This is a genomic window from Bacteroidales bacterium, from assembly GCA_029210725.1.
GTDB lineage: Bacteria > Bacteroidota > Bacteroidia > Bacteroidales.
The window spans coordinates 1-13,095 of sequence record JARGFM010000048.1; the positions used below are offsets into that span (position 1 = coordinate 1).

Annotated in this window: 7 protein-coding genes; 1 reads left to right on the top strand and 6 read right to left on the bottom strand. The window is 48.8% G+C overall.

Features of this window, described 5'->3' with window-relative positions; translation table 11 throughout:
- Positions 1-234: 234 nt before the first annotated feature.
- From P1P86_15965 to P1P86_15985, 5 genes are all read right to left on the bottom strand, one after another.
- On the bottom strand, positions 235-1,068 hold the full coding sequence (locus P1P86_15965) for a carboxypeptidase regulatory-like domain-containing protein (protein ID MDF1576682.1): 834 nt from the start codon (positions 1,066-1,068) through the stop codon (positions 235-237).
- A gap of 276 nt (positions 1,069-1,344) precedes the next feature.
- Positions 1,345-2,442: a uroporphyrinogen decarboxylase family protein gene (locus tag P1P86_15970; GenBank protein MDF1576683.1), complete on the bottom strand. Its 1,098-nt coding sequence runs from the start codon at positions 2,440-2,442 to the stop codon at positions 1,345-1,347.
- 33 nt (positions 2,443-2,475) lie between these two features.
- The gene (locus tag P1P86_15975) at positions 2,476-6,576 is read right to left on the bottom strand and encodes a T9SS type A sorting domain-containing protein (protein ID MDF1576684.1); all 4,101 of its coding nucleotides are present in this window, start codon (positions 6,574-6,576) and stop codon (positions 2,476-2,478) included.
- 384 nt (positions 6,577-6,960) lie between these two features.
- Positions 6,961-8,373: an L-fucose/L-arabinose isomerase family protein gene (locus P1P86_15980; GenBank protein MDF1576685.1), complete on the bottom strand. Its 1,413-nt coding sequence runs from the start codon at positions 8,371-8,373 to the stop codon at positions 6,961-6,963.
- A gap of 33 nt (positions 8,374-8,406) precedes the next feature.
- On the bottom strand, positions 8,407-11,526 hold the full coding sequence (locus P1P86_15985; protein MDF1576686.1) for a glycosyl hydrolase: 3,120 nt from the start codon (positions 11,524-11,526) through the stop codon (positions 8,407-8,409).
- A 142-nt stretch (positions 11,527-11,668) separates the two neighbouring features.
- Between P1P86_15985 and P1P86_15990 the strand changes: the two genes are divergently transcribed.
- Positions 11,669-12,553, top strand: a complete 885-nt coding sequence (locus tag P1P86_15990) for an AraC family transcriptional regulator (GenBank protein MDF1576687.1) — start codon at positions 11,669-11,671, stop codon at positions 12,551-12,553.
- A 229-nt stretch (positions 12,554-12,782) separates the two neighbouring features.
- Here the strand turns inward: P1P86_15990 and P1P86_15995 are convergent.
- A partial coding sequence (locus tag P1P86_15995; protein ID MDF1576688.1) for a hypothetical protein occupies positions 12,783-13,095 on the bottom strand: 313 nt, incomplete at its 5' end.

The window sequence follows — 13,095 nt, forward strand, 5'->3', positions numbered from 1 at the left end:
TGCGGAGCAACGGACAATCGTCAGTACTCAGGGCCGAGAAATAATGTTTTATTAAATGACTTTTTCAGCAGACCCTAGTTAACTAACCTGCCCTGGGCTGCGGTTAGTGTTTTTCCATATTCTTTTGTATCTTTAACTTGTGTTGAACATACCTTAAAGGTACGAAAATCATGTTTTTCGATGCCCCTGAAAACCTCGAGTTTTCAGGGGTTTTATCAACAATCTGTTAATCTGTCAAAGTAGAATATAATTACCAAAATAGTTGTTCTGGGCATTGTAGCCACTCTGTGCCATGATGTTACCGTGAAATCCTTCCGGGGCGCTCTTCATCTTCATATTTACTGCTCCGGAAACCGTATTGGCTTCCATATCGGGGGTAATCGCTTTGAATACTTCAATCCCCTGCAGGGAAAATTGTGAAAGGCCGCCCAGTCCGGCGCTTCTTTCTGCTCCTTTATTTGAAGGCACCTCTATCCCGTTAAGCAATACAGTATTATACATGGGGGCCATTCCCCGGATAACCACATCATTGGCTTCTCCACCGGAGCGTGTAACCGAAATGCCCGGAAGGCGCCCGATGGCTTCAGCAGCATTGGCATCGGGGTTTTGAATAATCCGGTCTGCCGCCACCACGTTCTTAATGGTCAGCGAGGAGAGCTGCTGGTTAATGGCAGCCATCTGTCCTTTGGCCTGTGTGGTAACGATCACCTCTTTCAGATCCATGGTATGGTTCTGCATGCTCACGTTGTGGATCACCGCACCGCCTTCAGGCACATTTACAGTCTTTGTATCACTATCATAACCCAGGTAGATCACATTCAGTTTATAGGTGCCGGCCTCCAGACCGGTAATGGTATAATCTCCATTTTCAACAGTAACTGTTCCGATCTGCGCCCTCAGGGCTTCCGGCTGTCCGTTGATGAATTTGTGAGTGATCACCACGTTGGCATAGGCGAGAGGAGCCCCATACTGGTCGGAAACCCTTCCTGAAATTGTCCCTGTAGCATACACATATCCCGTACTGAAAATAGCCGTTATGAGAATGGCAATCTTCAATTTCCAGTTCATTTTCATATACATTTTCCGTAGTTTCTCTGTAATTTTGGTTTGACACCATTGGATCGATCTGCTCGTTCAAAATAAAATTATCCTTCGTGTGCATAAAACGCAATTCACAAAATGACACTTTATTTGCACGTAATGATACAGTCTTTTTACTAAGGAGCGTGAACAGGGAGCAGATGCCAAGGTGATGGAAAACGATGATGCGGTTTTACCTTGTTCGTTCATCCAAATTCTGAAAAATCCCGGGTTAATTTATGCCATTGCTTCAAAACGGCAAGGTCAGAAAGTGGCTGATTTCATACTGGCGATCATATGTTCAACGGTTTCGACAGAAATATCCGCCTGCAAGATATGGGCCGGAGCTATGAGGTAGCCTCCGCCTTTTCCCATAATGTCAGCCCGCCGGTGGATCTCCTTTGTAATGGCTTCTTTGTCCCCGCCGGGAAGCAGGTTCTGCTGATCGATTCCGCCAAAGAAATTGATACGTCCCGCGTATTTATCCATCAGCTCATGCGGATCACTTCCTGGCAGGTTTGGTTGTACCGGATTGAAGATCTCAATACCCATTTCAATGAAGTCATCCAGAAGCGGGGCAACCGCACCATCAGAGTGCATGATGATCATCACCTCGGGGTTCCTTTCTTTCACTTTTTCGATCATGCGTTGATGGCGTGGTTTAAATACCTCGCGCCATTGATCCGGAGAGATCAGCGTGGAGGTCTGGCTCCCCAGATCCTCTCCGAACCAAAGTGCTTCCACGCCGGCATCTACTAGTTGCAGGGCCAGACCGGTGGTAAATTCCTCCACCTTGTCGTTCAGTTTCTCGAGCCAGGGTTCCTCCATCATCAATGCCAACAGGTACTTTTCCATTCCGGTCAGATGCCAGGCCATCTCGAAAAGAGACAACTCCACATCGCCTATGATGAAGTAATCCTGACCGAAATTTTCGATATCTCTTTTGGCTTTTTCAAAGCGGCCGGAAGCATAGGGATCGGGCATGGCGTAGGCTTCAATATCCTCCACCGAGCTGACTTCTTCAAGGGGACATTTCACCACCTCAACGTAAAGAGGGGTGGGTTTCATATGCATCCCGAATTCATTCCTGGTAATATCTCCTGAAACCACTTTTGGATTAAAACCTAAGGCAATGGTTCCTCCTACCACCACGCAGTCACTGCCCAGTCGAGTCCGAATCTCATTGGCCGAGATCCGGTAGGTAAGATCCTCATAATAGGAGAGGGCGTAGTCCGGTTTGATACCCAGTTTCTTGCCGAACGCATCATTCAGTTGTTTACACAGGTCAAATTGCAGCGGCATCCTGTCCGGCACCCCGGGCAGCTTGTGAAATGCGGTAAGTACTCTTTCTTTTGATGTCATGATTTACCGTTTTTTGTGCTTGAATTATTCGATTCATTCAATGATTAGTTTCCTGGTGATGATTCCGGCGACATTCCGGAGACGTACAATGTACAATCCCGCATTCCACCCACTCACATTAAACCCTGTAGTGCCTGACTCAAGAGAGGCGTTGAAAACCACTTTCCCACTCATTGTGAGGATCTCAACGCTGGTCCCTGCAGGTACTTCTATATGAAGCAGCTGATTAGCCGGATTGGGATAAATGAAGGGGACGAAAGCTTTCTTCGGATACATACCAGTGGTGGTGAAATTTTTCGGATAAAGCTGCTTTTGAGAGATCACTTCGCGCCTCTGGCTTGGACTTTCCCATTCCAGTTTGATTTTACCGTCGCCCTGTGCGTTGGCATAGTCCAGGATCAGTGGAGTTTTTTCACCGGCAGACAGTTCTAGCTTTACATCCAGGGTCTGGTTGGAATGATTTTCATTGAAAGCGTCAAACAGCAGTTCACCTTCAATCCACATCCTGGCCTTATCATTGAGCGTAAGGCTTAGGGCGTATTCTTCAGAAAAAAGGGGTTCAATGTATCCCTGCCATTTGGCGTTCCAGAAGGAAGTGTTTGCCCCACACCCAGGTGACTCCCCTTCAGCCCATTCATGGTCCAGGACAGGATCCACTTCGGAGCAGAGAGAGTCGGTAAACCAGCCCCGGCCTCCTGCCATCCCGTTATAGAGTGTGCGATAAAGGCCTGTTCCGCTACCCGGCTGAACGACTGCTTTTCCCGTGAAAACAAATTTATCCAAAACCAGGCCGCCGGTGACGCTCTCTGCCAGCACCCGGAGCACCTGTTTCCCGGAATTCAGGATTACTTCGAAGTTTGCCGTGTCCCAGCTTTCCTTCGATCCAGTTTCCGGAAGCAGAAGCTCTTCATACAGCGGACGGTCATTGATCAGCAGGGAGATCGTCTGGTCTGCCGAATCGGCTGCATAAGTGAGGTCCACTGAAAAAATTCCTATGGAGTTCACATTAACGGTATATTCCAACCATTCCCCGCTGGCGATCTCCGTGAGGTAAAATTCATTCTCTCCTTTACTTGCGATATCTGCAGATACGTCCGTTCTGTATGCACCCCCGCTGTTTCCCAGGGAAACATCCACATAGGCCACCCCTGCACTTCCCAAGTCAAAGTCCTCCAGTTCGATGATCCCGGGAATATTCAGTTCCTTGTATGGTGACTGTTCGACTACATTTACCGCTGTTGTACTAAAACTATAGCCAAAGCGGCGATCCGGGGCGGCATCGCCGTCATTGAAGAAACAGCTGATGTCTTCCAGGTGCTGAGGATTGTCTGCCCATTTGAAGTAAAATTCAGGAATTTCGGCGGATAGTAGCAGGTCTGCCTTCAGGATACTGATTTCCATCTGGTTGCCTTCACGGCAATAGGGGATGCTGATGGGATTCCCCCAATCAAGTCCGTTCCACTTTAGCAGCGTAGTCCGTGAAGCTGTTTTCTCGCCCCGGTTGACCACATAGTCATATCCTTCCCAGCCTGTCCCGTTTCTCCGGTCGGCATCAATGAAAAGGAGCATCCAGTTGGAATCATCCGGCGCTGTTATATCATAGACTGTTTTCACATAGAAGTAAAGACTGTCATTATCGTATGCAACCTTGGAACTCATGATATCGTTCCTGCCCGTTTCATTGGAATAGTGCAGACCGCCGTAGCCGTTGTGGTTCCGGTGCCGAGCGTCACCAATGGCGTCCAGGAATTCGTTCTCCACCTGTTCCCAGTCACTGAAGGCCTGGTCCACGCTGATATCACTGGTACCCACCTGCAGTTTGTGTTCGCGGATCCCCTTGTAACGCCGGATGTTCTGAACCATCTGCATGTAATAATTATCCCTGTACCCATCTTTCATGGGCTGAATGGCCCGGTTGAATTCTGCGTTGTACTGGTCGACGAAATAAAAAGGACTATTCCTATTCATAAAGGGGAAGGTGCCGGTTTCAGGATGGAACTTTCCTGCCGACCATTCATTCCAGTCGTTTATGTAGAGGAAATGGGGATCCGACGCAATCGCCTCCTCCCAGCGGTCCTGAAAATAAATGCCATAGGCTTCGGGATTTGTGACCGTCTGGTCAAGCCAGGGCACATAAGCAGAGACAGGCATATCATATTTGTTCAGGACAGGTTCGCCGGTTTCCCTTCTCCAGGATTTTCCCACCATGGACAAAGGGTGCTGGGCAGGGCAGACCGCAGCCTGTTCATTGATGCCATTATGTGTGGCGATCAGTTCATCCGGTTCCAGAACTTTTACGTTTTCGTTATGAAGATCATAGCCAAAGCTCCAGTTATCCTCGGTTCCCACATAACGGGTTCCGCTACCCACCGGCCATTCGTAATAACCCCACCACATGTTTCTGTTAGTGAAGAAATCCTTAACTTCCTGGGTATAGTCCGTATAAAATTCCTCTGTATAGTAGGGATCTCCGAAATTCGGATTGTCCGGATTGGTGACGGCATCCGGATCGTAATAGGGATTCGGGTTGTTATATAATGGATCGGGGTTGGCATTGTATAGCAACAGGGGTTTTCCTTCCCAATAGAACCAGAGATCCTTATACAGTTCTGACCTGTAGAACCAGTCATAGAGATCCTGAACTACGGAAATAACTGGTCCGTTAAAGGCCCAGAAACAGAATTTGGGAACATGGTTGCCTTCGGCTTTCATCTTCTTCATGGTGGAGAATAGCACCTCCCATTCGTCCCAGTAACTGACGGCATTGGTCACATCCATGACCAGAACATCCACACCGGCATTGGCAAGCATGGCCATGTCTCTCCGGATCACAAATTCATCTTGGGACAGGAAATAACCCAGTTCGGGTTCTCCCCAATGGTAGCTGATTGTGGGCCTGTTCCAGAGAGGATGATCGGCATCTAGACGAGCGTTCGGATCAGCTGCCAGGATCTTTGTAACATCTGCTGAAAAGGGGCTTTTAAAATTGGTGTAATGGTCCTCCGTATGCCAGGTAATGTAGAATATGCCCACCACACGCCTGTGGTCATCCTTTACCGGGCCCACTTCCTCGTACCCGGGCAGGGTCCTTCCCAGATCATCGGTGGCCACCCAGGTGTCGGTTCTCAGGTCCCTGGGCGAACTTGGAAATATGGGCTGTTCATCGGGTTTCGAGTACTCATTATAATGAATGCTTGTTCCGTAAAGCCTGGGTGCCGCATCCCTTGTGGCAAAGGCAACCAGACCGGATGCTTCCACCTCCATACCGTTGAAGCTACCCACTTCCAGAACATTTGCATCATAGACCCTGCCGGAAGTATAAAGCTCCCCCACAAGCGGGTCAAAATCGATCCGGATGAATGGGGTGCCGTTGTGATAGATATAGATCGTAGTTCCGAAATCCTCTATGCGCAGGATAGCACGGTCATACAGGTTGGCTACGCCCTCAGGTTTGGGTACCTTTATCCTGGTAAATGCCATCCCGCTGGCATAGCCCAGGTCTTCTCCCGAGAACTGCACAATCATGTAATTCCCATCCTTAGAGGGATAAAAGGCAATCCCTTCCCGGTTGAAACCCGGATCCGATTCCGGTTCCTGAATGCTTTCGGTCTTACTCTGGATCCGAATGACCATGCCTGCCCGGTTTGACGCTGTGGCATAGTCATAATCTGCCTGAAAAATATAGGGTTGTTCGTACTTTTCCCTGGAACAAATGACCCGCTTTTCGATCCATTTGAATTTCAGGTATCCGTCGCTGATATCAGCTGCAAAAAAGATGTTCGGCATGAGTGTGCTCCACTGACCGTAAAATCTAAACCGGTCCCATCCGGCTGTCGGGTTGAATTCCTGCGAGTAAAAAGTATCATAGGCGAACACTGGTTTGTCGCCGTCAAAGGAGCCTGGCTGAGAGACAGCCTGTGCGGCAATAAAGATCATTGAGGTCAATACCAGTATTCTCGAAAAAGAGGTTTTTATAAAGCCTGTGAAGGCGGGTCGATTAAATCGTTCCCGGTTTTGCAGAGGAAACGCAGGACAGTAGTCCGCCTTCTCTTTATTCCCATTGTACTGGTTAAGGAGCAGGGCTGATCCCAGATGGGCGGCCATTACGATGAAATTCTCTTTTCTTTTCCTCATGGATATAATCTATTCTTAATGTTCTAATTTTCTTCGGGGTTAGTTCCCCGAAGCTTCATTTCGAATCCCGTGGTAGCTTTATTTTATTACCCGGTTATTTCCGGGCTTCCGGTTCTGTTTAACATATTGCGGCCATCCGGCTTTCGTGTCAAAGGGCGTGAGCGGTTTTGCGACAATGTATTTTTCTGCCCGGGGTTCGAAGAAATTCTCGAATGTTTCCTCCCCTTTTCACTGACTGCTAAGAAATGCGCTCTGCATCTTTCAGGTAGCAGGTTTTCCCGTTCATTTACACCGAAGCACCCACCCCTTCGAGAATAAAGGGGTTACTGCTATTCACTTTCAGGGGAGAAATGACCTCTCGTAACGATGGTTTTTTTCATGGAGCTAGCATATTTTCACGACGTTCATATCCAATACTTTTCCCAATTTTTCGAGCTTGCCGGCAATGTGTCCCACCCCGATGGCACAATGATGGGCCGGGCCCTGTTCCGACCAGCGGTTCATGAATTCCTTCACTCCGATAGAAAATCGATAGCGGCTGTTGGTGTTCCCGATGTTCAGAACAGCCCCCGGTACGGATTCGCCTTCAGCCACCAGCAGAAAAATGCCCTCCGGATTCTCCACCACGGACAGCAGGGTCACCGGTCCGTGTTTTACAGTCATTTGAATACTAAGTCCCTTTCCGGGTTTCCCGTGATAAACAGGTAGGGGAACCAGTTTCAGCCTTCCCTCGGCGATGGCGGAATGTGCCGGGCCATCATGGCCCAGCAGGATGATATCCTCTTTGAAGTCCATCAGGTAGAATTCTGAAAATGATCCGCCAACACCATATTCGGACATGATCTTCATGGCCTGAACATTCTTAACCTCGCACTCGCCGGCTACGGGAATATCTTTCCCTGTCAGCAGGGTATTCCCGGCAATAACCGAAGTAACCATGTTTTCATACTCGTTGCCCGGCTGCCCTTCGTAGTAGTAGGCCATCGATCCAAGATCGTGATTTTTTACCAGTTTATCCAGTGCCACAGAGGTGCGGGCTGCCCGCACGACTTCCTCCTTTTCGCATTCAGGGACTACCTCGAAAGCCTCAGAGAACTCCCGGATCTTGTCTTCAACCTCATTGTCCGTAGCCTCATCCCGGTGCCGCTTGAGCTCGCACATTTCCAACAGCTCAATATGTGTCCCGAAACTGGCGCTTTGCTTGGCCAGGTCGGTATAGACATCCAGCATGCCCCCGTAATAATGCCCCAGTACGCCCAGACGGTTGTTGCGCATGGTGCCGGCCACCCTTGCTGCCTCTATCCAGGCTTCGATTTCAATCCAGGCTTCCGGATCTTCCAGGTATCCCGTTACGATATCGTAGCCAATACCTGAACGGTTGAATACGGAAGCGATCTCCGGAATGGAGCAGGCCTGGCAGTTTTCCAGCCAGATACCGGTCATCTTCCCCCGGTCTTCAAGGGCGTTGAAACTATCGTAATCCAGCTGGGGTTCCGGCTGCAGATTGAGCAGTACAATGGGGACTTTTACTTTTTGAGCCAGAGGAAGTACGGTGGAAGACAGAGCATATGTGGAAACAAAAAGAAAGACGAGGTCCACGTCCTCCCTGTGCAGGTCTTCCGCAGCTTTCCTTGCCGAGACCGGGTTGTCGATCAGTCCTGCATCCACCACTTCGGCACCAAGGCCGGCCATTTTTTTTCCGATTCTTGCCTGATAGGTCTTTAAATTGTCCAGCAATCCCTCAAACTGGTCCCAGTAAGTATCCAAACCTATCCCAAATAATCCTATTCTGGTCATATCTAATGCTATATTTGTTTGCTGTTCATTTATTTATTTACGGTGAATATTGACCGGCCCTTTCAAGCCTGAGGGAAGCAGTGGAGAATTATCCGTGTAATGCTTCCATGATGTGAAAGTATATTTCCCGCCGGGAATCTGGTTCTTGCTGAGGACCCATTCGGGCCATTTTCCATCAAGGGTTTGGCTTTCCTCCATGTTTTCATCACCAATCAGGCAGTTCGGCCAGAGGTTCACCACCTGGATTTCCAGTTGATTGTCCCTCTTCCTGACCTCATCAGTAATCTCTAATTCCATGGGATCTGCCCAGACAACGCCCAGGTCCTGGCCGTTCAGTCTGACACGGGCCATCACATGGACTTCACCAAGGTCAAGATATAGTCGCGGCCCCTTACCGGCCTGCTCACAATCAAAGGTATTATGGTAGTTTGCCGTTCCCGAGTAATGCCGGATTCCTTCCTCGGGCCTCTCTGTCCAGTCTTCCAGGTGATCGAAGACCACCTTATCCGGTCCGCCCCAATCAGGATCGAATTTTACTTCCCAGGGGCCTTCAAGAGTAAGGATTTTCGTCCGGCGCTTAAAATTTTGCCGGTCCGATGGAAAGGCTTCAGGTTTTGTTTTCCTGAACACAATGAAATAGCTTTCATAGGGGGCGAATTCCAGAGGTATACTTACGGTTCCGCTGGTTTCAGTATAATCTGGAAGTACCCTGATCTCCCCGTTTATGGGATTCCAGAGCTCCGGGTAGGCCTGACCTGTTCTGAAGCTGCATGTTACAGCGTTTTTTTCCGGTGTCCGGTTAGATACAAAGTAAAGGTCAAGACCATTTAATTGCCGGTGTATATATCGGACGGTGCCATCTGCCATGAAATCCGGTTTAACATCTTTGTTCTCAAGGTAAACCGAGGTGCTGGAATAATCGGGATACAGTTCATCACCACTGTTTTCGGAATAGACTCCTCCCCAAAGGAGCTCCCCTTCGCCATAAGCGATCCGAGATTCTGTGGCCGGGATATCCAGGCCTCCCCACATTCTTTCACTGATCGTTCTCACCTCCTTGTCACAGTCCGGGTAACCACTCAGGCTGGGAGAACGGTCCACCGGGGTTCCGATGACCGTGGCTCCCTGTTTTACCAGTTCTTCGATCTTCATCAGTAGCTCAGGAGTCATGGACCTGACTTTCGGTAAAACCAGCAAATGGTAACTGGCTCCTCCCTCAAAGACGATTTTACCGTCTTTGACCTGGGCCCTTTCCAGCAGGATTCTGGGACTGCAGCCATCGAAATTATATCCCTTTCTATCGGGCATGAATTCCTCCTTGCTAACGCTGCTGCCTACCCGGATCTGGTCAGTTACTGCGTCAAATACATATTCCTGGTTGCCTTCCAGATACTGATTTCCGTCTACCGCAGAAGAAGGCGGAAGGAAAACATGTGGGGCACCTTCGGAGATCAGGTACAAGACATCAGCCACTCCTTTCCCTTTTTGAAGCAAGGCCTGGCAACGCGCCACATAGCCATGGTAGGCTGTGGACATTTCCCACCAGGTCTGTCCCCGGTCCCAGTGCACCCCGTAGGGCCCCATGGTCATTCCCGGACGATACTGTTCACCCAGTGCCTTGTGGGCAAAGGTGTGGTATAACAGGCGGTTAATTCCGGAGCAGAAGGCCCAGTCGTTCTGGTTCTTGATGGATCCCGGATAGCTTCTCCAGGCTACCAGATGGGAGGTGAATGCTTCGGCTGCCACAACGGGCCTGCCGTAGAGGTTGGCGATGGAAGTGCCTTCAAAAGTGCTGAATCCGGTGCTGAATCCGTAGCCTTTATTCCAGAACTCGCACATGGGCACGTCGGCGTAGGAACCCAGATCCAGGTCCGTGTTTGGATTCATATCATAAGGTTCGATGGAAAGCCCCAAACCATATTTCTTACCGAAATCCTTGAAATACTGTACATGGTTCTCCAGGATGAGCTCCTGGGCCACGGTACGAAGGTCAAATAGAAATCGCTCACTTTCTTCCACGCTTCCAACGATCACCCCCGTATATACGGGCAGATAGGGCAGGGGGTCGTATCTTTTTAAGTCCCTGAATTTCTCCCTGAAACCCTCAGTCCAGTTCTGGGCTCCCATCTCCCAGCTGTCCATGTGGATCATTTTCCATCCCCCCGCTTTGGAAGGGTCCGGCTGGATCCTCTCAATAAGCGGCACCATGAAAGTTTCCAGGTGGTGTTTCATAGCTTCCGCGCTCATTTTGTCACACTCAAATCCCAGTCCTGGTTGCGGTGCGGGCCGGGTGATGGCCCCGTTGTTCCTTCTCCCGAAGCGCATAATGGTCCACTCACCTTTGGGAACATCCCAGTTGAGGGTCCCATCCTCCTGTAAATATTCACTGATGTCAATGACTTCCCCTCTTGGGATTGCGACCGGATTACCCTTGAAGTTCTCGGCACTATGTAAGGGTTCCGGGAGATACTGTTTAACTCCTTTCTGGGAGCTGAAGGGAGGCCTGTAATAGAGCGCCTTTTCATCGGGATCAACCAGGCGGTCCCCGTTCCCTGTGGATGGAAAGGCAAGAACAGCCACATCCTGGTAATACGCTTCCCATTGTCTTTTCATGGAAGGGGGGAATTGTCCCAGCCCAAAAAAAGGATTTCTGCCATCCGGGATATCAAGTTTTCTGTTTAGTTGCTGAGGACCGCTTAAATCCATCCGGCTGGCAACCAGGTGTTGCATGGACTCCTCCATTTTCACCCAGGGCCCGCCACTGCCGGTCCATCCGGGGCCAGATCCCAGGGTCAGTACGATCCCCAGACGTTCACATTCCCTGACGGCATGGGCAAAGCAGTCCTGCCATTCTTCACTGAGGAATTTCACCGGTCCTTGAGGAACGCCCACATTGACCTCCAGGAAAAGCACATGCCCGATCCCTACCTTTTTCATGGACTCCAGGTCTGCGGTCATTTCCTCTCTGGACAGGTTGCCGTCCATGAAATACCAGTAGACACCGGGCCGTGCGGAATTATCGGGACGCTCAAAGGATTTTTTAAGTTGCTTATACTCCCCGGTACTTTTTTTGCCGCCACCGCATGCGCTTAAAAAATAAGTAACAATGAAAATAAGGAGAGACGCAGTCAGAAAGGATCGGAATATTTTCATAAGCTGTTTTTTTGCTCAATATCCGTTGGTTTTGCAACAAATACTTCAATCCTTAAATATACCTAAATTTACAGGCATCAGTCAATGCATAAATTGGCATAAAATTTGTGTTTTTTGATCTATCGGAACTACCTAGCAAACCTTGGAGGACTTTTATAAATATATACAGGTTAACAGCGAATATGGCTTCAGCGACCTGAGAGTTGTGAATGCCGGACATACCCGCATCGTTCCGGGCGTTGCCTATCCGCCCGGTCATCACCCGGACCACCATTATTTTAACTTCCAGCAGGGAAGGGTGATTGATGAATACCAGCTGATATTTATCTCGGAAGGGCAAGGTGTGCTGGATACACAAAGTGCCGGCAGGACAACCCTCTCTGCGGGCCAGGGTTTTATTCTTTTTCCCGATGAATGGCACCGTTATAAGCCGGACAAACAAACAGGATGGATCGAGAACTGGGTGGGATTCAGTGGAGAGGTCAGTATGCTGAAGTCGTCAAGCCATCTGTTATCCAGGGAGAACCCGGTATTCCGGATCGGTGTCGATGACCGGATATTCCAGCTATTCAATGCCATATTTGACAGGGTAAAGACCGATGTTGTAGGATCGGAATATGTGCTTTCAGGAGTGGTGATCCACATGCTGGGGTATATAGCCACTTTACTGCAGAGGCAGGCTCTGAATATTACCAGCCGGACCGATGAGATCATCCTGACTGCCAAGTCCATTATGGAAAGGCAATTTAGCTCTAAAGTAAAGCTGGAAGAGATTGCGGATGAACTGAAGATCTCTTACGCCTGGTTCAGGAAGTATTTCAGAAGGAACACAGGTTTCTCCCCCTATGATTACCTGTTGAATATCCGGATCAACCATGCCAAGTTTCTGTTAAAAAACAGCGGGTATTCGGTTAAGGAGATATGTATGTCCTCCGGTTTTGAGTCCCAGCAGCAGTTTTGCCGCACCTTTAAAAAGAAAACCGGTAAAACTCCTGTGGAGTTCAGAAAACACTCTCTAAAGGCCTGAAAATGAGCTGTTGTTTCATCAACGGATATAAACTATACCTCCAAATTGTGCAACTGAACTATCAAATTATATATCGATTTGCATTTTCAAATCTCAAGGATTTGGCGAACTGAAGTGTAAGTAATTAGGCAGTATGTTTGTAAAAAAAAAGCATAAGCTAGCGTGAGTTTATTACGACAGTGCGCGTAAAACGCTGTAAGGTATAGATTATCATAAAGATAAGCGTTATTTATTTGTATACACCAACTTCTTTGATTTTAGGTTGTTCGTGATGGAGGTTTTCCAGCCCCAATGCTGACATTATCTTTTCCTCTTGCTCGCTCATTACTTCAAGCAAATAGTTTGCTTTGGGATTACCAGCTTTTTTCGATTCTTCCAGCATGGTTGCCAGTCTGATATTGTTGAGCATGTCCAATAATCCATCCAGGCTCCCGGTATAACCAGCTTTTAATCTTGCTTCTCTCCAGATGATAGTTGATAGCAAGTATCCGATTACGCAGATAAAGTAATGCACCTTTATCTTTTGGTCAGTCCAGTGATGC

Coding starts and splice junctions, on each gene's coding strand:
- P1P86_15965 (MDF1576682.1), bottom strand. CDS start 1,068: ATGAACTGGAAATTGAAGATTGCCATTCTCATAACGGCTATTTTCAGT.
- P1P86_15970 (MDF1576683.1), bottom strand. CDS start 2,442: ATGACATCAAAAGAAAGAGTACTTACCGCATTTCACAAGCTGCCCGGG.
- P1P86_15975 (MDF1576684.1), bottom strand. CDS start 6,576: ATGAGGAAAAGAAAAGAGAATTTCATCGTAATGGCCGCCCATCTGGGA.
- P1P86_15980 (MDF1576685.1), bottom strand. CDS start 8,373: ATGACCAGAATAGGATTATTTGGGATAGGTTTGGATACTTACTGGGAC.
- P1P86_15985 (MDF1576686.1), bottom strand. CDS start 11,526: ATGAAAATATTCCGATCCTTTCTGACTGCGTCTCTCCTTATTTTCATT.